25 protein-coding genes are annotated in these 26086 nt (G+C 45.9%); 9 read left to right on the plus strand and 16 right to left on the minus strand.

The window, feature by feature from the left end; genetic code table 11:
• Positions 1 to 10 precede the first annotated feature (10 nt).
• Positions 11 to 793 (plus strand): enoyl-ACP reductase FabI, encoded by a 783-nt coding sequence (gene fabI, locus AC1RR2_RS04270; RefSeq protein WP_493221061.1) that lies wholly within the window; start codon positions 11 to 13, stop codon positions 791 to 793.
• Positions 794 to 830: 37 nt separating this feature from the next.
• Here fabI and AC1RR2_RS04275 read toward each other — a convergent pair whose 3' ends face one another.
• From AC1RR2_RS04275 to modA, 4 genes are read right to left on the minus strand one after another with little or no spacing between them, the layout of a single operon-like run.
• Positions 831 to 1718: a sulfate/molybdate ABC transporter ATP-binding protein gene (locus tag AC1RR2_RS04275; RefSeq protein WP_493221062.1), complete on the minus strand. Its 888-nt coding sequence runs from the start codon at positions 1716 to 1718 to the stop codon at positions 831 to 833.
• Complete coding sequence (modB, locus tag AC1RR2_RS04280) at positions 1715 to 2398, minus strand: molybdate ABC transporter permease subunit (protein WP_493221063.1); 684 nt, start codon at positions 2396 to 2398, stop codon at positions 1715 to 1717. The genes AC1RR2_RS04275 and modB overlap by 4 nt, the downstream gene beginning before the upstream one ends.
• Positions 2395 to 2814: a TOBE domain-containing protein gene (locus AC1RR2_RS04285; RefSeq protein WP_493221064.1), complete on the minus strand. Its 420-nt coding sequence runs from the start codon at positions 2812 to 2814 to the stop codon at positions 2395 to 2397. Before AC1RR2_RS04285 ends, modB begins: the two co-directional genes overlap by 4 nt.
• Complete coding sequence (gene modA / locus AC1RR2_RS04290; RefSeq protein ID WP_493221065.1) at positions 2811 to 3578, minus strand: molybdate ABC transporter substrate-binding protein; 768 nt, start codon at positions 3576 to 3578, stop codon at positions 2811 to 2813. The genes AC1RR2_RS04285 and modA overlap by 4 nt, the downstream gene beginning before the upstream one ends.
• A 632-nt stretch (positions 3579 to 4210) precedes the next feature.
• Here modA and AC1RR2_RS04295 point away from each other — a divergent pair.
• Positions 4211 to 5650: a DEAD/DEAH box helicase gene (locus AC1RR2_RS04295; RefSeq protein WP_493221066.1), complete on the plus strand. Its 1440-nt coding sequence runs from the start codon at positions 4211 to 4213 to the stop codon at positions 5648 to 5650.
• A 70-nt stretch (positions 5651 to 5720) separates the two neighbouring features.
• Here AC1RR2_RS04295 and AC1RR2_RS04300 read toward each other — a convergent pair whose 3' ends face one another.
• A complete protein-coding gene (locus AC1RR2_RS04300; protein WP_493221067.1) occupies positions 5721 to 6932 on the minus strand; it encodes a cation:proton antiporter in 1212 nt (403 codons plus the stop codon).
• A 471-nt stretch (positions 6933 to 7403) separates the two neighbouring features.
• Between AC1RR2_RS04300 and selD the strand changes: the two genes are divergently transcribed.
• Together selD and tal are read left to right on the plus strand one after the other, a co-directional pair.
• Positions 7404 to 8483: a selenide, water dikinase SelD gene (selD, locus tag AC1RR2_RS04305; RefSeq protein ID WP_493221068.1), complete on the plus strand. Its 1080-nt coding sequence runs from the start codon at positions 7404 to 7406 to the stop codon at positions 8481 to 8483.
• A gap of 40 nt (positions 8484 to 8523) precedes the next feature.
• On the plus strand, positions 8524 to 9459 hold the full coding sequence (tal, locus tag AC1RR2_RS04310; protein WP_493221069.1) for a transaldolase: 936 nt from the start codon (positions 8524 to 8526) through the stop codon (positions 9457 to 9459).
• Between the two features lie 186 nt (positions 9460 to 9645).
• Here tal and AC1RR2_RS04315 read toward each other — a convergent pair whose 3' ends face one another.
• The 3 genes from AC1RR2_RS04315 to AC1RR2_RS04325 form a co-directional block, all read right to left on the minus strand.
• Entirely contained in the window at positions 9646 to 12915 is a 3270-nt protein-coding gene (locus AC1RR2_RS04315) for a ligand-binding sensor domain-containing diguanylate cyclase (protein ID WP_493221070.1), read from the minus strand.
• A 221-nt stretch (positions 12916 to 13136) separates the two neighbouring features.
• Positions 13137 to 13574: a ribonuclease HI gene (gene rnhA, locus AC1RR2_RS04320; RefSeq protein ID WP_493221071.1), complete on the minus strand. Its 438-nt coding sequence runs from the start codon at positions 13572 to 13574 to the stop codon at positions 13137 to 13139.
• Positions 13561 to 14289 (minus strand): class I SAM-dependent methyltransferase, encoded by a 729-nt coding sequence (locus tag AC1RR2_RS04325; RefSeq protein WP_493221238.1) that lies wholly within the window; start codon positions 14287 to 14289, stop codon positions 13561 to 13563. The genes rnhA and AC1RR2_RS04325 overlap by 14 nt, the downstream gene beginning before the upstream one ends.
• 77 nt (positions 14290 to 14366) lie before the next feature.
• On the opposite strand from AC1RR2_RS04325, the gene gloB reads away from it, so the two are divergent.
• The 3 genes from gloB to AC1RR2_RS04340 all read left to right on the plus strand — a co-directional run bounded on the left by gloB (position 14367) and on the right by AC1RR2_RS04340 (position 17087).
• Entirely contained in the window at positions 14367 to 15155 is a 789-nt protein-coding gene (gene gloB, locus AC1RR2_RS04330; protein ID WP_493221072.1) for a hydroxyacylglutathione hydrolase, read from the plus strand.
• Between the two features lie 52 nt (positions 15156 to 15207).
• Positions 15208 to 16386 (plus strand): elongation factor P maturation arginine rhamnosyltransferase EarP, encoded by a 1179-nt coding sequence (earP, locus tag AC1RR2_RS04335; RefSeq protein ID WP_493221073.1) that lies wholly within the window; start codon positions 15208 to 15210, stop codon positions 16384 to 16386.
• Between the two features lie 125 nt (positions 16387 to 16511).
• Positions 16512 to 17087, plus strand: coding sequence for an elongation factor P (locus AC1RR2_RS04340; RefSeq protein ID WP_493221074.1), 576 nt, complete (start codon positions 16512 to 16514; stop codon positions 17085 to 17087).
• Positions 17088 to 17213: 126 nt separating this feature from the next.
• Here AC1RR2_RS04340 and AC1RR2_RS04345 read toward each other — a convergent pair whose 3' ends face one another.
• The 6 genes from AC1RR2_RS04345 to rpsP all read right to left on the minus strand — a co-directional run bounded on the left by AC1RR2_RS04345 (position 17214) and on the right by rpsP (position 21232).
• On the minus strand, positions 17214 to 18173 hold the full coding sequence (locus AC1RR2_RS04345) for a CobD/CbiB family protein (RefSeq protein WP_493221075.1): 960 nt from the start codon (positions 18171 to 18173) through the stop codon (positions 17214 to 17216).
• A 91-nt stretch (positions 18174 to 18264) separates the two neighbouring features.
• Entirely contained in the window at positions 18265 to 18954 is a 690-nt protein-coding gene (locus AC1RR2_RS04350; RefSeq protein ID WP_493221239.1) for a CoA pyrophosphatase, read from the minus strand.
• 87 nt (positions 18955 to 19041) lie between these two features.
• Positions 19042 to 19416: a 50S ribosomal protein L19 gene (gene rplS / locus AC1RR2_RS04355; RefSeq protein WP_186923650.1), complete on the minus strand. Its 375-nt coding sequence runs from the start codon at positions 19414 to 19416 to the stop codon at positions 19042 to 19044.
• A gap of 161 nt (positions 19417 to 19577) precedes the next feature.
• Positions 19578 to 20333, minus strand: a complete 756-nt coding sequence (gene trmD / locus AC1RR2_RS04360; protein ID WP_493221076.1) for a tRNA (guanosine(37)-N1)-methyltransferase TrmD — start codon at positions 20331 to 20333, stop codon at positions 19578 to 19580.
• A gap of 47 nt (positions 20334 to 20380) precedes the next feature.
• Positions 20381 to 20980 (minus strand): ribosome maturation factor RimM, encoded by a 600-nt coding sequence (rimM, locus tag AC1RR2_RS04365; protein ID WP_493221077.1) that lies wholly within the window; start codon positions 20978 to 20980, stop codon positions 20381 to 20383.
• Positions 20981 to 21232: a 30S ribosomal protein S16 gene (rpsP, locus tag AC1RR2_RS04370; RefSeq protein WP_186890295.1), complete on the minus strand. Its 252-nt coding sequence runs from the start codon at positions 21230 to 21232 to the stop codon at positions 20981 to 20983.
• 223 nt (positions 21233 to 21455) lie between these two features.
• Between rpsP and AC1RR2_RS04375 the strand changes: the two genes are divergently transcribed.
• The gene (locus tag AC1RR2_RS04375; RefSeq protein WP_493221078.1) at positions 21456 to 21872 is read left to right on the plus strand and encodes an NINE protein; all 417 of its coding nucleotides are present in this window, start codon (positions 21456 to 21458) and stop codon (positions 21870 to 21872) included.
• Between the two features lie 72 nt (positions 21873 to 21944).
• Complete coding sequence (locus tag AC1RR2_RS04380) at positions 21945 to 22949, plus strand: alpha/beta hydrolase (protein WP_493221079.1); 1005 nt, start codon at positions 21945 to 21947, stop codon at positions 22947 to 22949.
• Between the two features lie 267 nt (positions 22950 to 23216).
• Here the strand turns inward: AC1RR2_RS04380 and AC1RR2_RS04385 are convergent, their stop codons facing one another.
• Positions 23217 to 25007 carry an acyl-CoA dehydrogenase gene (locus AC1RR2_RS04385; RefSeq protein ID WP_493221080.1) on the minus strand — a complete coding sequence of 597 codons (1791 nt, stop codon included), beginning with the start codon at positions 25005 to 25007 and terminating at the stop codon, positions 23217 to 23219.
• A 136-nt stretch (positions 25008 to 25143) separates the two neighbouring features.
• Positions 25144 to 26073 (minus strand): electron transfer flavoprotein subunit alpha/FixB family protein, encoded by a 930-nt coding sequence (locus tag AC1RR2_RS04390; RefSeq protein WP_493221081.1) that lies wholly within the window; start codon positions 26071 to 26073, stop codon positions 25144 to 25146.
• Positions 26074 to 26086 lie beyond the last annotated feature (13 nt).

The raw sequence follows: 26086 nt of genomic DNA on the forward strand, positions 1-26086 counted from the left end.
TGGAGTTAATATGGCATTTTTGCAAGGCAAGAAAATTCTAATAACTGGTTTATTATCAAACCGATCAATTGCCTACGGCATCGCTCAAGCTTGTCATCGCGAAGGCGCTGAGTTGGCATTCACCTATGTCGGCGAACGATTTAAAGACCGCATCACTGAATTCGCTAAAGAATTCAATAGCGAATTGGTATTTGATTGCGACGTCAGTAGCGATGAGCAAATTGCTGCGGTGTTCACCGATTTGGCAAAATCTTGGGATAAATTAGATGGCGTTGTACACGCTATTGGCTTTGCGCCACGTGAGGCAATTGCTGGCGACTTCTTAGATGGTTTTTCACGTGAAGCCTTCCGTATCGCACACGATATCTCAGCCTACAGCTTCCCTGCCTTAGCAAAAGCAGCATTACCTATGATGAATGAAAATTCTTCTTTGCTCACTTTGTCTTATCTCGGCGCGATCCGTGCGATCCCTTACTACAACACTATGGGTTTAGCAAAAGCATCTTTAGAAGCGAGCGTGCGCTATCTGGCTGAAAATCTCGGTAAAAAAGGCATACGGGTCAATGGTATTTCTGCTGGCCCAATTAAGACATTAGCTGCCAGTGGCATTAAAGACTTTGGTACTTTATTAGGTTTCGTTGCAGAACACGCGCCTTTACGCCGCAACGTAACGATAGAAGAAGTTGGTAATACTGCTGCATTCTTATTGTCGCCATTAGCCAGCGGCATCACAGGTGAAATCACTTATGTTGATGGTGGATTTTCACATGTCATGGGTTTGACACCGGACTAATTTATACATTCCAGACGTCTTAAGTAGGCAAAATTTTCTAAGAAGTACGCAAGATATGAGGGCTGAAAGCTTTGGTTGAGATTGCAATTCTCTCTCCAACTTTCAGCCCTTTTACATCATCCTCTGAGGCGATCACTTCGATAATTTCTTGGCCGACTAGCAGCGACAAAACATAAACAATTTCTTCAGCCCGAATCGCCAAAACTTGCGCCTGTAAATTTAATTTTCCAAGCACAGCTTGCTGCAAGAAGACCTCATTCGGGACGCCATTTGCAATTATTTTTCCAGCGTCAAGGTGTAAAACTTTTTGTGACATTTTAAAAATTTCGCCTAAGTCATGACTCACCAAAATTGTGTTTAATCCTAGCTCTTGATGCAGCCGCAAAAGTTGATCTTGCAAACCAGTTCGGGTGCTTTGATCAAGTGCTGACAAAGGCTCATCTAACAACAGCAAGCGGGGCTTGCGTGCCAAGGCGCGCGCCAATGCCACTCTTTGTTTTTGTCCACCTGAAAGCTGTGCTACCGACTGATCTCGCATGTCCTGCAAATCGGTTAAGGACAATAACATTTCAATCCACGCACGCGGTTCTGATTTCGCCGCAAATGCAATATTCTCACGGACATTGAGGTGAGGAAATAAGGCATAATTTTGAAACACAAAACCAATCGAACGTCTTTGTGGCGGCACATTAATTTGGCGTTCGGAATCAAACCAAACTTCTCCATCAAAAATAATACGCCCAGCGTCAGCCTCAGCCAATCCTGCCAGTATACGTAAAATGCTTGTTTTGCCTGCACCTGATGCACCGTACAAACTCAATAGATCGTTTGGTGCTAATTCGAATTGAACATCTAAATCCATAGTCCCTCGGGCACCCTGCAATTGCTTGCGCACGTAGGCTTCTAATACTGGCTTAGCACTCATAACATGCGCTCCGGAAATCGGCGTCGCCCTAGATAAACCAACAATAAAACGATAAAGCTCACCATCACCAACACCGCAGAATAAAAATGTGCTGCTGCATAATTCAGACTCTCAACTTCGTCGTAAATCGCGATCGATGCAACTTTGGTGAGTCCGGGAATATTCCCACCTATCATTAACACCACACCAAATTCACCTATAGTATGAGCGAAACTTAATACCAAACCCGTTAGCAAGGCAGGTTTAATATTCGGCAAAAGGACACGCCATAAAGTCTGCCATCTTGATTGGCCTAAAGTGTATGCTGCGTCACTTAAATCGGATGGCAAGGCTTGCAAACCAGCTTGAATAGGCTGCACCATAAATGGCAAACTAAAAATAACGGAGCCAATAACCAACCCGGCAAAACTAAAAGCCAGTCGCACATCAAAATGCTGTAGAAGAGTCAAGCCTAAGTATCCATTTGGACTAAATGCGATGAGCAAGTAAAAACCCAACACTGAAGGCGGCAAGACCAATGGCATACTTACCATAGCTTCCCATAAAGGCTTAAATCGGCTGCGTGAAAAAGCCAAAGCGTAAGCAATCGGAATTCCTATGACTAAAAGAATCACTGCAGTCAGCAAAGCAAGACGAAATGTCAGCCATAAAGGCTGCCAATCATAGGCAAAAAGACTCATAAATTCGCCTCCTTATTGACCCGCATTACATTCATCTCATTCGATTTCACCAGGCCTTCAATATGGTCACCGACGACTAGCTGAAGCGCACGTGCAGAACGGGTCGTGATGACAGCGGAGATCGTGAACGCTTGCATCAAAAAATGAACACGGGTCAATATTTTCCCCACTTCAATATGTTGAATTACGCCAGGAAGTCGATTACGTAAACTGATTTGTCCCTGAAGATTTTTGGCGATCGCCACTTCCATCTCATTAAACGATAGTCGTACACACATTCCGCTTTGCCAATCAGAAAAATCATCCTGGTTTCCCAATAGAGTGGCACTAAATGCCTGTTCGCCCACCATCACATTTAACAAGGCGATACTACCCTCAGACTCTATTTCAGTTAATACACCGGGTAAGCTATTCACGGAACACCATAGCCATTATTTTGAAGAATGGCTTTCGCCTTAGGGCTGGACAGAAAATCATAAAATTGCTGTGCTAATTGCGGTGCACGTTGTTGCCCATGCTTGAGTATCACGACCCCCTGAGCAATTGGCGCATAGGCATTTGCGGGCATATCTATCCAACGCCCCTTGCCCTTCATTTCTTCCGACATGACGACTGATTTCGCAGTAAAACCAATATCAACTGCACCGGAAAAAATATACTGATTGGTTTGTGAAATGCTTTCACCAAACACCATACGATCAGTCACTTGCTGTTCGATCTGAAAGTACTTGAGTAACTTGATTGCTTCTCGGCCATAGGGCGCTGTTTTCGGATTGGCCACCGCAATTTTATTGATCTGAGGACTTTGCAATAAACTTTGCCATTGTGTCAGATCGAGATTTTTCATGGTCCATAACACCAGCGCACCATAGGCATAAATCTTCGGGCGAGTACTGGTCAAACCTTGCTGATATAGCGCGGTTGGATACTCCATATCGGCCGACATAAACACATCAAAGGGGGCGCCATTACTAATTTGGCTGACAAACTTACCTGAGGAATTAAAGACAGCCTGCAGATCGTGACCGCTCTCTTTTTTAAATTCTGCACGCAAATTGTCAAATACGTATTGCACATTGGCAGCGACCGCGACCGAAAGCGTATCGGCATTCGCAGACATACTAAAAAAAGATAGAGCACTGACAAAAAATAGTGTTTGGCTCGTGACTCTCGATTTCATTGCATCCTCATTCTTTATTCCCTGCTTTTTGTTGCCCCCGCACTTGGGCGAATTTATCTGCGATACAAACCAGAAATATCGCAGTACATGGCAGCTAAAGCTATTCTAAATAGCTCTAATTTTCTCGTATTTCTTATAAGCATATTATTAAATCGTAAAATCGGATTCAACCGAAGCATTTTTTTAAACGACTTGAACTAAATCAATAATCTAGTGCAAGCTCAAGAAATTTCCTGTATAGTCTCGTTTTTGCACTGCAATATAAATATCGCCTTGCATAATTAAGAAACAAATTAGTAACAAGTAGCACCGTAGCCCTTGCGTATCGAGAACTGCTGATACTGCAATGTAAAGCCCTCCCGCCCTGTATGTCTGGTTTCACACATAGACATCGTCCCGGCGCAAAGCTTTTGTGCCGAAATTTCATCGCATACCTCATTTGTACCATCTTGGTACTGGTTTTCTTTGTTCATTTCGTTTGGTTGACGCTGCTTTTTAGCGCGCTAGGTTTTAGCTTAGCGCTAATTTATTCAGAGCGTATTCAAACGCAATCATGTGCGGCATAGCCAAAAACTATGCGATGCAATGGTCGTTTCAATAAGCTATTTGAATTACAACGAAAGATAGATTAAATGACTTTTGAATCACTAGGCCTCCATACGTCCATTCTGCGCGCAATTGCTGATACTGGCTATACAACACCAACAGCAGTTCAAGAACAAGCAGTTCCTGCTGCTATCGCAGGTCGTGACTTACTGGTGTCCTCACAAACAGGCTCAGGCAAAACTGCCGCCTTTATGTTACCTGCTTTGCACAAATTTGCTGCAGCGGCAGAAGTAATGGATGTTAACGCATCCGCTAAAACACCGAATCAAGAACGCCAGGCCGCTCGAGCCCGTGGCGATCGTCCACGTTTTCAAGCAGCGAAGCCAAAAATGCTGGTGTTGACACCGACACGTGAATTGGCATTGCAAGTAACGACAGCCACTGACAAATATAGCGCGTACTCACGTCGCGTCAAGGCAGTCTCCATTTTGGGTGGCATGCCTTACCCAAAACAAATGCAACTTCTATCGCGTAATCCAGAAATCCTCGTGGCAACACCAGGTCGTTTAATAGACCATATGGAATCCGGTAAGATTGATTTCTCCGAATTACAAATTTTGGTATTAGATGAAGCTGATCGCATGTTGGACATGGGCTTTATCGACGATATTGAAAAAATCGTTGCGGCAACACCAGAAACACGTCAAACCATGCTGTTCTCTGCCACTTTAGATGGCGTCGTTGGCAATATGGCGCGTCGCATCACCAAAGACCCAATGATTATTCAAATCGCTGGTTCTGCAACCAAGCATGAAAATATTCAACAAAAAGTCCATTTCGTCGATGACTTATCCCACAAAAATCGTTTGCTCGATCATTTGTTGCGCGATGACTCTTTGGATCAAGCGGTGGTATTTACCGCGACTAAACGTGATGCGGATACCATTGCAGACCGTTTGAATATCGCTGGTTTCGCAGCAGCTGCTTTGCATGGCGACATGCATCAAGGTGCACGTAACCGCACTTTAGATTCCCTGCGTCGCGGTCAAGTACGCGTTTTGGTAGCAACGGATGTCGCTGCACGCGGTATCGACGTGCCTGGCATTACCCACGTATTCAACTACGATTTGCCGAAGTTCCCAGAAGATTACGTACACCGTATCGGTCGTACTGGGCGTGCAGGTCGTAAAGGCTTGGCAGTATCTTTGGTGAATCATGCGGAAAGCATGAACGTGAAACGCATCGAACGTTTTACTAAGCAATTGATTCCAGTCGATGTCATCGAAGGTTTTGAGCCTAAGAAAACCGCTATGGCTGCACGTGCACCAGCACGCAAAGCAAGTGGCTGGAAACCAGGCGACAAGCGCACGACAGGCAATAGTTTTGGTAATAGCAAACCAGGCCAACGTAGTTTCAGTAAACCAAACGCTGCTCCGCGCAGTGAAGGTGGCGGTTTCGGCGGCGGTGCTGCTAAATCACGCTTTGGTGATGCAAATGGCAATCGTCGTAGTTTTGGCGATCGTTAATCTAGCGACTGTAGCTGAGTAGACTTGAAAAAAAGCGACCTGCATGGGTCGCTTTTTTGTATGCAATCGACTATTTGGATCTGAAAATAATCTCTCGCATGCGCTGCAATTTCGGCGCGACAATAGGCACGGTCAACATCGTGCTGGCAATTGCCATCAACAACAGAGCGGTGAAAGTTTCACTGGTAATGATTTTTTTGTCGAGCAAAATATTCACAAAAATAATCATGATCAAAGCCTTGGTTTGCAACAGCCAACCTATGATGCTCGCTTCACCTTTTTCCCATTTCAAAATTTTTCCAGCGAGCTGTATCCCAATTAATTTACCACTGACGGATGCCACTAAGAGCACTGCTGCCACAATAAAAACAACCGATCCACCCATGGCCCAATTAGTGCGCAAACCGGTACTTAAAAAGAACACTGGCATGATCGCTAGCAATACGTGATGGCGCATCAAGTCCATTTTCTCCTGATTAAACCAATGCGCATCCATCACAGCACCAGCTAAGAAAGCACCGACCATAAAATGTAATCCAGCCCAATCTGCGCCAAAGCTGCAAGCCGCTAACCAGATCAAACCGACATACCAGCGATCACTTTCTTGTAGCTTGGCCATGATTCGTCGATAAAATATCGTGACGACGCCAAACACCAGTAAAAATCCAATTTGGCGCGCAACTCTATCCCAATCTAGCATAATCAGCGCCAGCACACCCCAAATCGCAATATCGTCAACGCTGGCATAGCGCAAAATGCGCTGGCCGATAGGCTGACGCAAAATTTCTAATTTTTCCATCAGCAAAATTAGAATCGGCAAAGCGGTAACGGCACACGCCATTCCCACGCCTAGAACAAATTGCCAACTTTGCGCGCCTGGCCCCATCCATCCGACATACCCCAACATACCGAGCGCCACCGCAGAACCAAATAACAAAGGCATGCCCAGAGCTAAACCCGCAGTAACACCACTTTCAAAGCGGTGCTCCCATGCCTGAACCAAATCTAGCTCTATGCCGGCAATCATAACGAAAATCATCACTGCCCACCAGGCTATACCATTTAATGATTGAATCACCGCAGGATTAAAAACGAATTGATAATAGTCAGGAAACGCAGCACCTAAGACGCCAGGCCCTAACAAAATGCCTGTAATAATTTGAACGACAACCAGTGGCGCATAATAATCAGTTTTGCAGATTCGCCATATCAAATATGGGATGGTGAAAATTAGCAGCATTGCCAATAAAAAAATTTCGGTAGTCGTCATTGTTTGATGCATAAGTGCTCCCCCATCTTCTAAAATAATTATTCATTGCTCTTGTCTGGCCCTTACTTGTGCTTCACTGATTTTTTAGCAATTTTTTTGTCTTCCCAAAAACACATTGGAAACGATTCCATATTTAATCAGCATTTATTTTGAAATGCAAACGAAAAAATAAAATTAGCTGCATGGCTAGAGCCTGTTGACCTATATTTTAGGCAAGCCTTCCAATCAAAATGCGGGATGTCAACAACCCCTAGTAAATAGCAAAACTGAGCTTACAAAAATTTTTAGACTTAAGCCATAGGTTTAGACAAAATACGTGATAATTGTTTTTCTGCTTTTAGATTAACTGATTTCATGCTAAAAATTATTCGATCTGGTTCTGTTTTCGTCCGGAACTTACTAAGCCAATAGCTCAATTTAAACTTCCAGCTTCCCAGCAGTATTCTATAATCAACTATTCACAACCAACTGTCAGACACTTTCATGAACGATAGCATCAGCACCGACATTCACACTAAGGCAAACCCAATTCGATTGACTTCGCTTTCCCATGGTGGTGGGTGCGGCTGCAAAATAGCGCCGGGTGTACTAGCTGAGATACTCAAAAAATCCACAGGCTTCCCTATTCCTGCTGCACTGATGGTAGGCATAGAAACCTCGGATGATGCGGCCGTCTACAAACTCAATGAAGAGCAAGCCTTAATCGCCACGACCGACTTCTTCATGCCCATTGTTGATGATCCCTATGATTTTGGCCGTATCGCAGCGACCAATGCAATCTCGGACGTGTATGCGATGGGTGGCACACCGATTATGGCGCTGGCGTTGGTTGGCATGCCTATCAATCAAATTCCACTCGATGTTATCGGCAAAATTATTGAAGGCGGAGAAAGTATTTGTCGCGAAGCTGGTATTCCGATTGCGGGCGGTCATAGCATCGATTCAGTCGAACCTATCTATGGCTTAGTGGTGATGGGCTTGATCCATCCGTCCAAGGTTAAACGTAACTCCAGCGCGCGCGTCGGCGATCAATTAATATTGGGCAAGCCGCTGGGAGTCGGTGTGCTCTCTGCGGCCTTAAAAAAGCAACAATTAAATGCTGAAGGCTATGCCAGCATGATCTCCAATACCACCAAACTAAACAAGCCAGGTCAGGCGCTGTCGCAACTCGATGCTGTGCACGCAATGACGGATGTGACTGGATTTGGTTTGCTAGGGCATTTATTAGAAATCTGCCGTGGTGCGCAAGTTGGCGCCACGCTGCGCGTCGCTGATATTCCCTTTCTACCGCAAGTCAAAGAACTGGCAGCGGCAGGCTGTGTCACGGGCGCGTCTGCCCGTAATTTTGCAGCCTATGGTGAAGACGTGCGTTTCAGCCATGAAGATGTCATTACGCAAGCCTTATTAACCGATCCACAAACTTCCGGCGGACTTTTAGTGGCCTGCGCGCCCGAAGCACTGGAACAAGTATTGGAAATATTTCATAAGAGTGATTTTCAAGATGCTGCAGTAATAGGCGAAATCGTCGCTGGCCCTGCGCAAATTCAAGTCTTGTCCCGCTAATTTTTTACTTACTTTTTGCGATCCTTAACTCATACCCATTATGAACCAACTCGAACAACTGAAACAATACACCACCGTGGTTGCTGACACCGGCGATTTTCAATCCATGCAGGCCTACACGCCACGTGATGCGACGACCAATCCATCGCTGATTTTGAAAGCTGTGCAAAAGCCAGAATATCAACCCTTGCTTGCACAAGCTGTGGCGCAAAATGGCGGTAAATCTAGCGACGAAATCATCGATCAATTACTGATTAGTTTTGGCCTAAAAATTTTGGAGATCGTACCTGGTCGCGTTTCTACTGAAACGGATGCAAGGCTATCGTTTGACACTGAAGCGACCGTCGCAAAAGGCCGTCAATTGATTGCTTTATACGAGGCAGCAGGTGTTTCACGCGAACGTGTCTTAATCAAAATCGCATCAACTTGGGAAGGCATACGGGCTGCAGAAATTTTGGAAAAAGAAGGCATACGCTGCAACATGACTTTACTATTCTGCCTGGCACAGGCTGCTGCTTGCGCTGAAGCAGGTGCGCAATTGATCTCACCGTTTGTCGGTCGTATTTATGACTGGTTCAAGAAGCAGACCGGTCAAGAAATTTTTGGTGCAGAAGATCCTGGTGTTTTATCCGTCAAGAAGATTTATAACTACTATCGCAAGTTCGGTTACAAGACAGAGATTATGGGCGCTAGTTTCCGTAACACGTCACAAATCCTAGAGTTAGCTGGATGTGACTTGCTAACCATCAGCCCCGACCTCTTACAAAAACTCAGCGATTCGACGAATGCCGTCAGCGCGAAATTAAATAAAGAGGCAGCTTTGGCCAGTGATTTGAAAAAAATAGAAGTCGACGAAAAATCCTTCCGTTTCGCTTTAAACGAAGATGCCATGGCGACGGAAAAATTAGCCGAAGGCATACGACTATTCTGTGCCGATACGGTCAAGTTGGAGCAGATGATTGCTGGCATGCGCTAATTCCATCAGCTAATCGCGATAAAAAAACCGCATGCATCATCTATGCGGTTTTTTTACATTTCAATTGTGCTAGAGAGCGCTCTGCACATACTAGTACGCGACCCAATTTTGAATCTGCGATACTCTCTGTGCTCATTTGCGCTCATTTGCCTGCCTAAAATATAGGTTGACACGTCCTAGGGCGACTCACTCATCCAATGTCTGTACGCGTCCAATTTGGAGAAACCCTCGCTGTAAGGCAAACTCGAACGAGCTACTGGCTTTTCTCAACATATCTTCATCCGCGGGGATACATGCGCTTTCACACAAGAGTACCGCGCGATTGCGTCCTGTATGTTTAGCGTGGTACATGCCCATATCTGCAATTGCAATGCATTGTTCAAAGGTGATCAGGTTAGGCTGTTCAGCATAAAATGGGAAATGCGCATAACCAATAGAACAGGTTTTACGAATGATAGTTCCATCACCAATATCGAACTCTTTTTCCGCAACAGTCTCCAATAATTTCTTGGCGAAAGTATGAATATAGTCTGGTTTGGTTTTTTTCAATACGACTAAGAATTCTTCGCCACCTAAGCGAACGATCACATCATCTTTACGCACTGAGGCACTAAGAATTTCAGCAAACTGTTTCAGAATCTGATCACCAGCATCGTGTCCATAAGTATCATTCACTTGTTTAAAATGATCCATATCAAGCAAGAACACACCAAACACTTCCTCCCCCGTCAAGCCCTCACGATGATTATTTGAATTCATGATGTAGTTTTTGTAGCCCGCAAAAGCCAGCACATCAGTCTGCAAAACTTCTGAAATAAATCGGCGATTACGCAAGCCTGTCAAAGGGTCGGTCAAGGTCGCATCTTTTAATTCCTGGGTACGTTGCGCGACCAATTCTTCCAGATGAATTTTTTCACGTTTCAAACGCAAGGTGTAAAAATGTACGATGCCGAGTAAGCTAAGCGATGCACCCGCAATCCAGATCAAATAAGCCCACCAGGTGCGGAACCAAGGTGGCAAAATTTCGAACGCATAGACCGCTTCTTGCCCCGAAGTGTCATACACGTTTTTCGCACGGACTCGGAAACGATATTTTCCTTCAGGCACATTGGTGTATTCTTTCGAAGAAGCGCTATCCCATTCACTCCAGGCTTTATCAAAACCTTCCAACTGATATTGAAAACGTGTCGCACTGCTTTTTTCATAAAATGCTGCGGCAAATTCGAACACTAAAGCGTTCTGATCATAAGGCAATTTAGGAATTGCCTCTTTACTTTGCGAAGGTTTAAACACCGTCGTTATGCCTGCCACTGTTTTGCCTGGCTCAGCATGTGTCCCCTCAAATAAATTATGTTTACCACCACTACTGACTCTACGTATCAGGACTTCAAAACTTTGCTGATAGTCTTTCCTCGCATTGGTATCAACCCGTATCAGATTTTCGCCGGGGAACCAGACGCCACCTTGCGGATGCACATAGAAACTGTCATCAGGAATGTCTAATCCTCTAAAAGCACCGCTAACGATTTCATAAGTAACACTTGCTACACCGGATTCAGATGCGGTCTTCTTAGGTTTTAGTTGAAATACTCCTTGAGAAGTTTTAATAAAATATCCGCCAAGTTGGTCTGACATCAGTTCGTTAACTTCGAGGCTGCCATCAGAAAATTGCGTACCAAAGCCAGGTTCAGGTGAAAACTGTGTTGCATCACCGACGCCTGATTGCCATTTCGCGATATTCGCGCGGCGCAAACCTTTTGGTGTTAACAAGTACAATTTACCATCAACTAAAGTCGTATGACTAGCGGTCAAATTAAGTATGCCATGCTCTAAACCTAAACGATGGGTTTCAACCTGAGTAGCTTTGTCACCGGTGAATTGGGCGCGCAAGACGCCTTGCACTTCAGTGTTGAGCCATAATTGCCCATTGGTGTCAGTCGTAATTCTACGGATGTTATCTTTCACTCCATCCATGCGACCGACAAGCTTCCAAACACCAGCCTCACGTTTAAAAACTTCAACCCCGCCCATCAGTCCAACGAAAAGATGGTCTGGCCAAAGCGGAGAAACTGCCAGGCAATACGCATTGCCCGAAGAGTCTGGAATCTTAAATGCGGCATCCTCCTTTATGCGATACAAACCACGCCCCGAGGCCGCCATTAAATCGCCACTAACTTCCATAAACTGCCAGACTTCACTGGTACTTTCGCGCATAGGCGAGAACTGCGGTATGTCATTTTTTATGTCGTAATTAAATGGCGTTTGATAATACAAATCTTGGAAAGTGCTGACATAGAATCGGCCCTGATAATAAGTGCTCGCGATTGAGACGCCTTCCAAGCCATTTTTGGCACCGAAGATAGACTGAGGCACGCTGAGTTCTATGTGTGAAATACCCGAATTGGTGGCAGCCCATAAATTATTCGAGCGGTCGAGCGTGATACCGGCGACGGTATTATCAAGTAAGCCGCTGTTTTTATTGAAGGCTCTTAAAACTTTGCCTTGACGATCAAACACTATCACACCTGCTTTGATGGTACTGATTGCGAATCTGTCCGCATTCAAAGCGATCAATTTGTACAAATACATGCGACTTTCGTTTAATCGCGTATCTAATTCGGTAGGAAAGGCTTGTATTAAATTATCAGCCGTTCGTGATACTTGATAGCTCTGGCTGGCGGGATCCCACAGGGAAGCTAGATTCAATAGGCGAAAGTCGCCAGAAATGCGCCCTATCAAAATCTCATGTTTTCCAGCTGCGGTCATGACGACCCGCTTATTATCATAAACACCTGCTAATTGAGGAATGGGCACGACCTTATCGCCATCCAGTAAACTAATTCCTTTGTCTATATCAGCATAAAACAGAACGCCATTGAGCACGGTCGCTTGTGAGGGGGCGAATTTGCCCGCAATTGCAGTCACTTTGCCATCAAAAAAACGAAATATGCGACTACGCGTTAAGAAAACGACGCCTTGATTAGTATTTTCGATTTGCCAGACATCGTTGAAGACAGCTTCATCTTTTGCGACCAGATGCTTAAGAGAAACCGCCATCACTTTTCCAGATTCGGATACTTTTAGAAATCCAAAATCGCCGACTGAACCATAAAAAATCGTGCCATCCGTCGCCATCGCCATAGATCGCACCGTGGCAGCACCACTCACCACAATATTTTGCCAACGCTGCCCATCGTATTCCAAAATGCCATCGGAATTTCCAAAGTACATCACCCCACGTCGGTCTTGCAAAGCGACCCAGTTCTGACTGTGTGCTTTGTACAGTTTCGAATCAAAATTACGAATGAACGGGGCGCCAAGTATAGGCAGATCCGCTGTGGCACTGGATGCACCGACAGGGGCACAAGTTAATCCAAAAATAAGCGCGCTAAAGGCGAAGAGTAGGGGCGAGTAAAAATGCTGTAATTGAGCAAAGACATTGCGCAAAAGACCCATGCAAAAGCTCCTGAGTTACCTCATTAAAATTCAAAATATCGGAAATTAATTATCAGTCCGACAGCAGAACCCTAATTTACCATTGAAATATTCGAAACTCTTACTCTCTGTACAAAACTTCCACCAATGCTTACTGAATACAACATTTTGATAAGTTGGCGATGCCATCAATCCAGATACCCATGCCTGTTTTTGCATGTTTCAACGCCCTTAGAACGAAATCAATTCTGCACCGAGTCAACACCCCGGTTTGCCAACTGATCGGCACGCTCATTCCCAATATCCCCAGCATGTCCACGTACCCAGATCCATTCAATCTTATGGGTGTTTTTTGCTGCATCCAATGCTTGCCACAAATCGACATTTTTGACCGGAGATTTAGAAGCGGTTTTCCAGCCCTTGGCCTTCCAGCCTTCTATCCATTCGGTAATTCCTTTTAATACGTACTGGCTATCCGTATGCAAAGCAATCTCACAGGGGCGCTTCAATGCACCCAAAGCCTGGATCACCGCCATCAATTCCATACGGTTATTCGTGGTGTCTTTTTCTCCACCAAATAACTCCTTTTCCTTATGTCCGGCGATCAACAAAGCGCCCCAACCACCCACGCCTGGATTTCCTTTACAGGCACCATCGGTATAAATTTTAATTTTGTCCATGTTCTTTAATTTTATTGGTCACTGGCACTGCACTGCCGCGCTTAACTGCTTTTCGATTAAATGCAGGACCGATCAAGTGCATACCGCGTACCCGTTTGACCGCCTCAAACATATACACTGCACCGAAATAAGGCCACCAGCGCTGTCCCATACTTTCCATCAAACGCGAATTCTCCAGCCACTGTGCATTACGAACCGGCAAGGCATAACAACCAAATCTGGTTTGACTCACTTCCATACTAAGCAATTTCAACCAGTCTTTTAAGCGATGCGGGCTGATAAATTCGCCCTCTTCAGGCAAGAAATGATGCCCGGTATGGCGCCCCAATACTTGTCTTGCACCCCAAAGACTGGTGCGATTTAAGCCGCTGATTATGACCCGCCCTTCTGGTATTAAAACCCTATCGACTTCACGCAAAATTTGATGCGGCTCCGCGGCAAATTCCAATACATGAGGCAAGACAAGGAGATCGATACTTTGGCTATCAAATGGCAATTCGGCAAAATCGTGTACCAAGACGACTTGCTGCGATAAAGTCGATTTATTTTTCGGTACACTACTAGCGGTCTGCCAACGATGCGGCATGCGGCTTGCCGCAAGCGCAGGTAGCTCGGGCAAGCCTAATTGCAGGGCATGGAAGCCAAAAATATCCGCCGTTAGCAAGTCAAACTGCGCCTGCTCCCAAGCACGGATATAGCACCCCTCTGGCTGCATCAACCACTCACCTAGGTCTATAATGGGCGCTTGCGTAGAATTTAATACGTTCACTTCTTCACTTCACTTTAGCAATCATGACGACTCAGCCCTTAAGTATATTGACTGTACCTGCATTTGACGACAATTATCTATGGCTGGCACACAATGGCCAACATGCCGTCGTAGTCGATCCGGGTGATGCCGAAGCGATTGTACAAGCTTTGACTCAGCATCACTTACAATTAAGCGCCATTTTATTGACACATCATCATTCTGATCATATCGGTGGCGTGCCTGCTTTAGTTGAAAAATTTAAAGTCCCTGTGTATGGACCGTCAAATGATGGAATTAAGGGCATAGACCATGCATTAAATGATGGTGACAGCATCGACATCGCTGAACTGGATTTGCGGTTAACAGTCATCGCTGTGCCTGGTCATACTTTGGGACATATCGCCTATTTTTCAGCTGAGCACGCCTGGTTGTTTTGCGGCGATACTTTATTTGCGGGTGGCTGTGGTCGATTGTTTGAAGGGACGCCAGCACAAATGTTAAATTCTCTAGATCGTCTCGCTGCCTTACCTGACAATACTGCGGTTTATTGCGCGCACGAATACACGCTGTCAAATTTGCGCTTCGCCCAAGAAGTTGAACCTGGCAATCCGGATTTAACGCTGCGCGTACAAAGTGAGCAGGCAAAACGTGAGCAGAATATTCCTACAGTACCAAGTCTAATTGGTTTGGAAAAGCAGACCAATCCATTCTTGCGCATACGCGAAGCTACGGTACTAGAGCGTCTGCTTGCCGCCGGAAAAATAATGCCAGGCCAAGATGATGCAAGCAATTTTGCTGCTTTGCGTGAATGGAAAAATAATTACCGCTGAAGCGCTTAATTGCACAAATTGCGAACACGCACCGTCTCATTGAAAATCTATTATGTCCGCAAATCAAATCACCAGCACCTCTTTGGCCTTATTTTGCAAAGTCGTGGACAACTATGGCGACATCGGCATTTGTTGGCGCCTGGCGCGACAGCTCACTGATGAATATGATATTCAGGTGCATTTATGGGTGGATGATTTGCTCAGTTTTCAGAGGATTTGTCCTCAGGTGCAAACTGATCAGGATTTGCAGATGATAGAAGGTGTTCAGGTACAACATTGGCTCAATCAAGATGGTGTATTTACTAAGGAAGCCATCGCCGACATTGTCATTGAGTTTTTTGCTTGTGACATTCCACCCGGCCATATTGCTGCGATGGCGCAAAGTGATAGCGCGCCTGTCTGGATCAATTTAGAGGGTTTAAGCGCTGAAGAATGGGTAGAAGGATGCCACACCCTAGCCTCCCCTCATCCCACTCTTCCGCTGACAAAATATTTCTTCTTTCCCGGATTTAACGCAAAAACCGGCGGTCTATTGCATGAACGCGCATTAGATCAGCAACGACTCGACTTTCTGGCAGATGAGCAAACAAGAACCAACTTCTTGACTCAACTCGGTGTTTTGCCTGAAGAAATGCAGTCGCAAAAAATCTCTTTATTCTGCTATCCGCATGCGCCGGTCGAAGAACTATTTAGAGCGTGGGCTTGCCATCAACAGCGCGTACTCTGTCTGGTACCTGAGGGAGTTGCAAGCGAGGCACTACATAAATTTTCTGGTACCGCTCTCGTCGCGGGCAATCAGTATCAGCGAGGTTCTCTGACAGTACGTGTAATCCCATTTATGCCACAGGCTGATTATGACAAGCTACTGTGGTCTTGCGATGTTAATTTTGTGCGCGGCGAGGATTCTTTCGTGCGAGCACAATGGGCGTCCAAACCTTTCATCTGGCACATTTATCCGCAAGACGACAATTTACATCACAAAAAATTAAAGGCATTTTTACAAACTCACGAAGCGGCGACCGACAGCAGTCGCGCACTTTCACTATCATGGAATGGCGCTCAGACAGCTCAAGATTGGTCAAGCTTGTGGTCCGGTTTGGATGCCGACCTTAGCACGATAGAAGTACTAAGCACAGGCTGGCTAGCGAAGATGAATACAATTGGTGATTTGGCATCAAATTTATTGAGCTTCGTCAACATGAAACGATCAATACAGCAAAAAATAGGTTAAAATGTGCGGTTAATTTTTAATGTATTTTCAATTCAATCAAACGTAAGCTTGCAGGGCACTATTTAAGAATAGGCCAGTAGGCAACAGATGATTTTTAAGCAACCTACTTTTTACCTATATTTACTATGAAACCTGCAAAAGAAATTCGCGTCGGCAACATTATTATGGTCGACAGCAAGCCTATGATCGTTCTCCGCTCTGACGTCAACGGTTCTAGCCGTACTGGCTTCACTTACAAGTGGAAAATGAAAAACTTGTTGACGAACAGCCCACAAGAAAACGTCTTCCGCGGTGACGACAAATTTGACGTAGTTGTATTGGACAAAAAGCCAGTCACTTATTCTTACTTCGCAGATCCATTATTTGTATTCATGGACGCCGAATACAATCAATACGAAATCGAAGAAGAAAACTTGGGTGATGCATTACATTACTTAAAAGATGGTATGGAATGCGAAGCGGTTTTCTACGATGGCAAAGCAATATCGGTAGAATTGCCAACAACAATTGCGCGCCAAGTTATCTATTCTGAGCCTGCTGTTAAAGGCAACACTTCTGGCAACGTATTGAAAGAAGCGAAAATCGAAAATGCGATTGAAGCACACTGCCATATCGTGCAAGTGCCTTTATTCGTGAGCCAAGATGACATCATCGAAATCGACACACGCACTAATGAATACAAGCGCGTAGTACGCAACTAATTTAGCGGCCTAGCAAAAAGCCTCGATCAGCACCAGTTGATCGAGGCTTTTTTACGCCTCAAATTAAAACGCCGATGAATTTATCATCGGCGTTTTTTTTTGCTTCTGGTGCTAAATTTCAATAGGCTAGTTCGGCAACCAAACCGCAAAAGACAAAAGTAATAACAACAACATCCACAGCAACAAAGCTCGCCAGACCAAACCCACTGCACTTTGCAAAGCACGTGGACTCGCTTCCACTCCAGGTTGAGCTTCCATCTCAAGACTGTCGACGTCAACTGCGCTAGCATCCGCATTCAAGACCACGAGCGCCTTCGCCTCTGGCTCGCCCAAACGCACGCCGATTGCGCCACCACCCGCAGACAAAATAATCCCCAGCAACTCATCCGTCCAGCGACTGGCGTAATTACGCCAAGAATAAATCGCATCTTCAAAATTACCCACCACAGCGAAAGCGACCGCTGTCAGTCGCGCTGGCACCCAATCGATCCAATAAAAAACTTTCTTTGCGAACTGTCCAAATTCTTCATTTTGCATATGTTCAGGCTCGCACCATTCACGCGACAAGAATTCAGACATCCTATACATCACTGCACAAGCTGGGCCGACTGGCATCAAGAACCAAAAAAACACACCAAATACATTGCGATGCGAGGCAATCAAGGATCGTTCAACGGCACTACGGGCAATATCAGTAGCATCCATGCCAGAACAGTCCTTATTAATCCAATCCGACAAATGCTTACGTGCTGCATCATCATCACCCGAATTTAAAGCAATTTGTATCGAGGTAAAATAATGGCTGTAGCGACGAAATCCCAAGGTCAGATAAACAATAATGACATTCCAGATAAAGGCTGCAAAAGGATTCAAGCGCAAGCATAACCAATAAACCAAGGCGGTCGGTATCGTCAATGCACCCACCACAATAAACCAACCTGTACGCCCGTGATGCGCCTTACCTGCGTTACACCAGCTCTCTACCTTGATCGCAAACTGCTGCACTTGGGTATATACCGGATTATCCACTCTCAGTGGCTTGAGTTGCTCAATCAAGAGCGCGAAGAGTATGGAGAGAAATGTCATAGTGGGTCTTCAAACTTCCCGATTGAGGGCTGACTTAGAAAAGAACTCCAGTGTAAACTGAATTGCGAGGTTTATGAAGTAGGTCGGAACCTCAATCAGGTAGATCAGGCAGATCAGCGCGTAAAAAATGGAATAAATTACGCAGCATGCCCGCGGTGGCACCCCAGATAAAATATTCTTGGTAAGGCATGGCATAAAAGCTGCGCTTGCCGCTACCGCCAGGAAAATCAATCTGACGGCGTTGATGGTGACGTGGATTCATCAGAAAATCCAAAGGCACTTCAAAAATTGATGCGACCTCAAATGGATCCGATCTAAATTCGTAAGGAGGATGCACCAGTGCCACCACCGGTGTTACTGCAAATCCGGTACCTGTATAATATTGTGGCAAGCGGCCCAAGACTTCCACCTGCTCCTCAGCCAAACCTATTTCTTCCTGTGCCTCACGCAAAGCAGTATGCTCTGCCGATGTATCTGCCGCATCAACCCGACCACCGGGAAAACTGATTTGCCCACCATGATGATGTAAGTGTGCCGCTCTTTGCGTTAGCAATACTTGCAAACCGTGCTGACGCGCGATAATGGGCATGAGTACCGAAGCGGGTCTAGAAGCATCCCCCTTGAATAAACTGGATTCCTCAGTATTTTCAGGTAACCAAAGAATATCTTGCTGAAATCGAAAGCGCAAAAAATCCAGTGAGATTCTGGCAGATGGCAAAACTGGCTCGTCTGCATAAGAATGAATTACCAACAACTGAGGATCAAAGCTCGTGGTCACGATAATCAAGACAATAAAGGTGGGCAAAAGCAAAAAAGGGATGCCGCTGGCACCCCTTCTTTAAGACTCACAAAACAAGCATTGCTATGATTAAACAGCTGCTGCTTTGCGGTTTGGCAATTTCTCTTTAATACGAGCAGATTTACCTGAACGCTCACGCAAGTAGTACAACTTAGCGCGACGTACATCACCACGACGTTTCACTTCGATAGAAGCGATCAATGGTGAGTACAATTGGAATGTACGTTCAACGCCTTCACCGGAAGAAATTTTACGAACGATGAAGTTCGAATTCAAACCACGGTTACGACGAGAAATAACAACGCCTTCGTACGCCTGTGCACGCTTACGTGTGCCTTCAACGACATTAACGTTAACAACGACTGTATCACCAGGCGCAAACGCTGGGATATTTTTACCTAAGCGAGCAATTTCTTCTTGCTCTAATGTTTGGATCAAATCCATTTTTATCACTCCAGATACCATCTTGCTGACGTCGAAGTTTGCTTACACAAACTCGCTCAGTAGAGGATGGGGTTAAACATGTGAACTCCTTGTTACATCGGTTCACTCTAAACACATGCGTTATTTCAGCATGCTTACTCGTACATAAAGTCACGAATTCTTTACTTAGGATCGAGCACTTTTAAAAATTGCTCATCCACCTTACTTAGCAAACCCGCTTGACGTGCTTGCTCTATTAACTCTGGACGTTTTTGCCAACTCACCAGCAAGGATTGTTGACGTCGCCACTTCGCGATCTCTGCGTGATTGCCGCCCATCAAAATTGCCGGCACAGCCTGATCTTCAAAAATTTCTGGTCTGGTGTAATGCGGGCAATCCAGCAAACCATTGACAAAACTATCTTCGACTGCCGACGCTTCATCATGCAAAACACCTGGCAACTGACGTATCACTGCATCCATCAAGGCCATTGCCGGCAATTCACCGCCGGACAAAACGAAATCACCGAGGCTAATTTCTTCGTCAACTTCACGATCCAGCAAACGTTGATCGACAGCTTCATAACGACCACACAACAAAACCAAGCCATCTTGCTGCGCCCACTCCATCACACGCGTGTGATTCATGGACTTGCCTTGCGGCGATAAATACAGCACTTTAGGCTTTACCAATCCCAGATTCTGCTGCCGGGCTTTCGCCGCATGGAGTGCCATCTGTAAAGGCTTGGCCATCATCACCATACCAGGACCACCACCATACGGCCTGTCGTCCACGGTACGATGCTTGTCTATCGTGAAATCACGCGGATTCCAAAACTGCAATGCACATCTCTTTTGCTCAAATGCCCGTCGCGTCACACCGGATTCGGTAATCGCAGCAAACATTTCGGGGAACAGCGTAATGACATCAAATTGCATCCATCACGCTCCACAATGCGAACAACGGCGATTCTTTACACAGGGACTTAATAATCACTGCCCCAGTCAACCACGATTTTTTTCGCTTCGCGATCCACTTCTTTAACGAAATGATCGACAAAAGGAATTAAGCGTTCATGCTTCATCAATTCTGTTTCAGGCACATCGCTAGCAGCGACCCGCAAAATTGATTGCGCACCGTTATCCATCAATGCGCGGACAACGCCAAGGTCTTCACCTTGTAAATTCTGTACTGCTAAGCCGATCAGATCGACCCAATAATACTCGTCTTGCTCAAGCGCCGGGAATGCCTGACGCGAGACTTTCACCACAGTACCTTTTAAGGCTTCTGCAGCCGTGCGATCTGGCACTTCATCTAACCTCGCCACCACATCTTCGCCATGAATCTTAGAGCTCAGACGTTTGACTTCACGTAGATTCGAAGCAATGCCAGCTTGCGCCGCACTTTCCAGCCAGAACGAAGGTGCATCCAACAAGGCATCCGCCGTGGTCGAATAAGGGCGAATTTTTACCCACCCTTGAAGACCAAATGCCCCTGAGACATAGCCAACTATGACTAAATCATCAGGAGCAGATTGATTTGCAGATACTTGCACTGCCTGCCCTACTTCAGTTAAAGCAGACAATTAAGCTGCTTTTTTTGCTACTTGAGCAACCAAACGAGCAACAGCTGGTGACAATTGAGCACCTACGCCTTGCCAGTAAGCCAAACGATCTGCAGCAACACGAACTTCTTCAGCATTGCCAGTAGCTACTGGATTGTAAAAACCGATACGTTCGATGAAACGACCATCACGACGATTACGTGAATCAGCAGCAACGATATTGTAGAAAGGGCGCTTTTTTGCACCACCACGAGCTAAACGAATAACGACCATAATATTTCCAAAAAATTGTCAAAGGACGGAAAAAGCCGCAAATTATAACGTGCAAAACCAATTTCTTGCAAGGCTTATCCGACACGCACTAAGAAAAGAGCCCGTATTTTACGCGAAATTGACGCTACTTTCGCGTCCTTTTCTCCTTGAAATACCAATGGAAGTCTATCTCAGGAGAAAAATCGGCTAGAATCAGCCCTTTCCGCGCCTAAATTGATTCAAAATGACAACACCGCACAAAAACAAAACACTTGCCACCTTCTTAAGTTTCAGCCTTGGCAGTGTAGGCGCACATCGTTTTTATTTGTATGGCAAACGTGACCCCATCGCCTGGCTACACGCCTTAAGCCTGCCTATCTCATTCATGTTATCTAAGCTCTATTTCAATCTAAATGGTTTCGTTACCTACGGTCCCTGGCTGGCGTCATTACTAGCCGCCCTATTTATGAGCTTGGTCTTGGGATTAAAATCCGATGAGAAATGGGATGCGCAATTTAACGCGGAGTCAGCACAAAAAAGTAATTCTCACTGGTTCTTAGCTTTGATTTTAGTGTTCGCAGTGGCCAGTGGCGCGATTGTCTTAATCGGCATCATGGCACGGGCGTTTGATTTGCTTTATACCGGTGGAGCTTATGGGTAATCGGGCACGACACCTGCCGACCTCACATTCAGCATCATTTTAACAAATCAATAGGTTCCGCCCGCGCTAAGCATGTCATTACTAAAACTGATCTTACCGATACTTCTAACTTTTGGCGCCGGCCTTGCAAATGCAGTACCAGCACTTCAAACTCAGATGAAAGAGCAAGTTTTGGAAGCATGGAAGCCGCCTGCGGGACTTCAACAAATTCCCATCTGGCCAGAAAATGCTCCGAATTCACCTCAAGCAATACCTGTTATTGAAACCACTCTACTCAAGAAACCGCCTGAAGTGAGCCCAGGTCGAGAGTACACGCAAATACTCAATGTCTCAAAGCCAACCATCACTATATTCCCACCGAAAGGTGAAAATACGGGCGTGTCTTTGGTGGTCTTCCCTGGCGGAGGATTTCGGATACTTGCAATCGATCTTGAAGGCAGTGAAATTTGTGACTGGATTACCGTACGAGGCGTTACCTGCATTCTACTTAAGTATCGAGTCCCCAAAGGGAACCACTATTGGGACAAAGATTGTAAATGTCATATAACACCTAAATTCCCCCTCGCTCTTCAAGACGCCCAAAGAACAATTAAACTGCTTCGTGCCAAGGCAAACGATCTCGGCATCGACCCCAAAAAGATTGGTGTAATTGGATTCTCCGCAGGTGGCTATCTGGTCGCGCAAACGAGCAATATCTTTAAGCCTGCCTACAAACCGGTGGATGCGATCGATAAAATCAGCAGCAGACCCGACTTTGCAATAGCACTTTACCCCGGCCATCTTTGCCGTAATCGTGTATCATTTGATACATCAATCAAAGTAACGGATCAAACGACGCCAACATTTTTATTGCAAGCATGGGACGACCCCGTAGACAATATTTGCAACAGCACCATGTATGCAAAAGCCTTAAGCGCTGCAGGTGTGCCAGCCGAAGTTCATTTATTTGCAAAGGGAGGGCATGCTTTCGGCCTGCGGAGCAAGCAACAACCCATTTCATCTTGGCCTTCCCTTGTAGAAAAATGGCTTGAGGCGATTGAGGTACTTCCACCTTTACAAAAGGCATCGAAAAACTAGCACTGTAGCTGCAAAGCATAATCGCACGTATAGCACATACGAAAATTGCCAAACCCGTGTCTACGTACACAATACAAATACTCACTTTGACTCATCAAAGTTAAATATATGCACAATTAAGCACATGCGTGCAATTACATTCAACTAATCTCATTTACGCACTGCATTCTGATAATGCATACGGCTAAGCGCTTTTCAAAACCCAAAAAAAATGGCGTGAAGTGAGACACTTCGCGCCATTTTGACTACCAAGTCTAAAACAAAATCTTAGAATTGATCTTCGGTCAGAGCCAACACACCCGCACTGCCATCAACAATAGAAGAGCGCAAACCTTGCGCTGTGCTTAAGACGTGGTCAGCGAAGAAACGTGCTGTTGCGACTTTCGCTTGATTGAAGCTAGTATCACCCTCACCCGCTTGCAATTTCGCCTGAGCGATCAGAGCCGCACGACCCATTTGCCAGCCGCCCAATACGACGCCTGCCAATTTCAAATACGGTACGCTGCCAGAGAACACCGCTTTGATATCAGACTTAAAGTTAGCGACAACGAAGGCAACGACATCTTCCATCGCTTTCGCACCGATAGCTAATTGCGCTGCAATCGCTTTCAGATTGGCATCACCAGTCGCATTCAATTCTGCTTCAACCGCACGCACTTGCGCGATGAATTGTTTCGCCACTGCACCACCATCACGAGAGGTTTTACGTCCTACCAAATCATTCGCCTGAATCGCCGTCGTACCTTCATAGATCGTCAAAATCTGCGCATCACGATAATGTTGAGCCGCGCCAGTTTCTTCGATAAAGCCCATGCCACCATGCACTTGCACGCCCGTTGAAGTCACATCCAAAGACAACTCGGTTGACCAACCTTTCACGATAGGCACCAAGAATTCGTACGCTGCCTGATTTTGTTTGCGCACTTCTGCATCAGGATGATGATGCGCTTTATCACTCATCGCCGCCGCGACATAGGCTAAAGCACGCGAGCCTTCGATTTGCGCACGCATAGACATCAACATGCGACGTACGTCGGGATGATGAATGATGCTCACCGGGCCCGCAGAACCTGCCAAGTCACGCGACTGCACGCGATCTTTTGCGTATTGCACGGCTTTTTGATAAGCGCGTTCCGCCACCGCCACGCCTTGCATACCAACACCAAAACGCGCTGCGTTCATCATGATGAACATGTATTCCAAGCCGCGGTTTTCTTCACCGACCAAAGTTCCAATCGCGCCACCGTTATCGCCAAATTGCAAGACACAAGTTGGACTGGCTTTGATACCGAGCTTATGTTCAATCGATACACAGTGTGCGTCGTTACGCGCACCAAGGCTGCCATCCGCATTGACCAGAAATTTCGGTACGATAAACAGCGAGATACCCTTTACGCCTTCTGGCGCATTTGGCGTACGCGCCAACACCAGATGCACGATATTTTCAGCCATATCGTGCTCACCATATGTGATAAAAATCTTCGTGCCAAATACTTTATAAGTGCCATCATCTTGCGGCACTGCACGGGTGCGCACCATCGCCAAGTCGGAGCCCGCTTGTGGTTCAGTCAGATTCATGGTGCCTGTCCACTTGCCTGAAATCAGATTTTGCAAGTAGGTCGCTTTATCTGCATCACTACCGGCAGTCAACAAAGCCTCAATCGCACCATCCGTTAATAAAGGACACAACGCAAAAGACAAATTGGCTGCGTGCAGCATTTCTATGCAAGGTGTTGCCAGCAATTTTGGCAAGCCTTGCCCACCAAATTCAGCAGGATGCTGCACACCTTGCCAGCCTGCTTCAGCAAACATCTTAAAAGCTTCTTTAAATCCTTTAGTCGTGAAGACTTGGCCATCTTTCCAATAACTAGGTTCTTGATCGCCAGCCCAATTCAAAGGCGCGATCACTTCACTGGTAAAACGTGCCTTTTCTTCTAAGATCGCTTCGGCCGTTTCAGCAGTCGCGTCTTCGCAACCTGGTAAAGCACTTACTTCATCCAAGCCTGCCAGTTCATTCATTACAAACAGCATGTCTTTTAATGGTGCTACGTAGCTCATACTATCTCCAAATATAAAAAATAATTTTTCGCCGCAGAGGCACAGAGGGCGCAGAGAATGTCTTTATTTTCTCTGCGCCCTCTGCGGTTCACGAATTTTTGTGCCTGAATTTCACAGCATCTTCTTAAACTAGCGCTTAACCCAGCTCAGCAACTAATTGCGGCACGATTTCAAACAGATCACCAACGATGCCGTAATCAGCAACGGAGAAGATCGGTGCTTCTGGATCTTTGTTGATCGCAACAATCGTTTTGGAATCTTTCATACCAGCCAAATGTTGAATCGCGCCAGAGATACCAACTGCAATGTACAAAGTTGGCGCAACGATCTTACCTGTTTGACCGACTTGCCAGTCATTTGGCACGTAGCCTGCGTCAACCGCCGCGCGAGAAGCACCCATCGCTGCACCGAGTTTGTCTGCCAATGGCTCCAATACTTTGAACGCTTCGGCAGAGCCCATACCGCGACCACCGGAGACAATCACTTTCGCTGCTGTCAATTCTGGACGATCTGATTTAGCAACTTCACGTGAGACGAAAGCTGACTTACCGCTATCAGCAACTGCTGCCAGTGTTTCAACCGCAGCAGAACCGCCAGTTGCTGCCGCATCAAAGCCTGTGGTACGGACAGTGATCACTTTAATGGCATCAGTCGACTGCACAGTGGCAATCGCATTACCTGCATAAATCGGACGCTCAAAAGTGTCTGGGCTATCGATCTTGGTGATTTCAGAAATTTGCGCAACGTCCAATTTAGCGGCGACGCGCGGCAAAATGTTTTTGCCGTAGGCTGTTGCTGGCGCCAAAATATGGCTGTAGCCTGAAGCAATGGTTAAAACTTGTTCGGCAACATTTTCTGCCAAGCCTTCAGCGAAGTAAGCTGCATCAGCGTGCAATACTTTTGCTACGCCAGCAATTTGCGCTGCTGCTTGTGCTGCTGCTGCCGCGTTGTGACCTGCAACTAAAACATGTACGTCACCACCGCATTGAGTCGCGGCAGTGATGGTGTTGAGTGTGCTGCCTTTGAGGCTAGCATTATCGTGTTCAGCGATGACGAGTGTAGTCATGATGGTTTCCACT

Source organism: Undibacterium sp. GW821-FHT11H02 (assembly GCF_058808015.1).

Coding starts and splice junctions, on each gene's coding strand:
- tal (WP_493221069.1), top strand. CDS start 8,524: ATGAACCAACTCGAACAACTGAAACAATACACCACCGTGGTTGCTGAC.
- earP (WP_493221073.1), top strand. CDS start 15,208: ATGTCCGCAAATCAAATCACCAGCACCTCTTTGGCCTTATTTTGCAAA.
- AC1RR2_RS04385 (WP_493221080.1), bottom strand. CDS start 25,007: ATGAGCTACGTAGCACCATTAAAAGACATGCTGTTTGTAATGAATGAA.
- rplS (WP_186923650.1), bottom strand. CDS start 19,416: ATGGATTTGATCCAAACATTAGAGCAAGAAGAAATTGCTCGCTTAGGT.
- AC1RR2_RS04375 (WP_493221078.1), top strand. CDS start 21,456: ATGACAACACCGCACAAAAACAAAACACTTGCCACCTTCTTAAGTTTC.
- gloB (WP_493221072.1), top strand. CDS start 14,367: ATGACGACTCAGCCCTTAAGTATATTGACTGTACCTGCATTTGACGAC.
- selD (WP_493221068.1), top strand. CDS start 7,404: ATGAACGATAGCATCAGCACCGACATTCACACTAAGGCAAACCCAATT.
- AC1RR2_RS04345 (WP_493221075.1), bottom strand. CDS start 18,173: ATGACATTTCTCTCCATACTCTTCGCGCTCTTGATTGAGCAACTCAAG.
- modA (WP_493221065.1), bottom strand. CDS start 3,578: ATGAAATCGAGAGTCACGAGCCAAACACTATTTTTTGTCAGTGCTCTA.
- AC1RR2_RS04390 (WP_493221081.1), bottom strand. CDS start 26,073: ATGACTACACTCGTCATCGCTGAACACGATAATGCTAGCCTCAAAGGC.
- trmD (WP_493221076.1), bottom strand. CDS start 20,333: ATGCAATTTGATGTCATTACGCTGTTCCCCGAAATGTTTGCTGCGATT.
- AC1RR2_RS04275 (WP_493221062.1), bottom strand. CDS start 1,718: ATGAGTGCTAAGCCAGTATTAGAAGCCTACGTGCGCAAGCAATTGCAG.
- rpsP (WP_186890295.1), bottom strand. CDS start 21,232: ATGGTCGTTATTCGTTTAGCTCGTGGTGGTGCAAAAAAGCGCCCTTTC.
- modB (WP_493221063.1), bottom strand. CDS start 2,398: ATGAGTCTTTTTGCCTATGATTGGCAGCCTTTATGGCTGACATTTCGT.
- AC1RR2_RS04315 (WP_493221070.1), bottom strand. CDS start 12,915: ATGGGTCTTTTGCGCAATGTCTTTGCTCAATTACAGCATTTTTACTCG.
- AC1RR2_RS04340 (WP_493221074.1), top strand. CDS start 16,512: ATGAAACCTGCAAAAGAAATTCGCGTCGGCAACATTATTATGGTCGAC.
- AC1RR2_RS04325 (WP_493221238.1), bottom strand. CDS start 14,289: ATGCAGCCAGAGGGGTGCTATATCCGTGCTTGGGAGCAGGCGCAGTTT.
- AC1RR2_RS04380 (WP_493221079.1), top strand. CDS start 21,945: ATGTCATTACTAAAACTGATCTTACCGATACTTCTAACTTTTGGCGCC.
- rnhA (WP_493221071.1), bottom strand. CDS start 13,574: ATGGACAAAATTAAAATTTATACCGATGGTGCCTGTAAAGGAAATCCA.
- AC1RR2_RS04295 (WP_493221066.1), top strand. CDS start 4,211: ATGACTTTTGAATCACTAGGCCTCCATACGTCCATTCTGCGCGCAATT.
- AC1RR2_RS04300 (WP_493221067.1), bottom strand. CDS start 6,932: ATGCATCAAACAATGACGACTACCGAAATTTTTTTATTGGCAATGCTG.
- fabI (WP_493221061.1), top strand. CDS start 11: ATGGCATTTTTGCAAGGCAAGAAAATTCTAATAACTGGTTTATTATCA.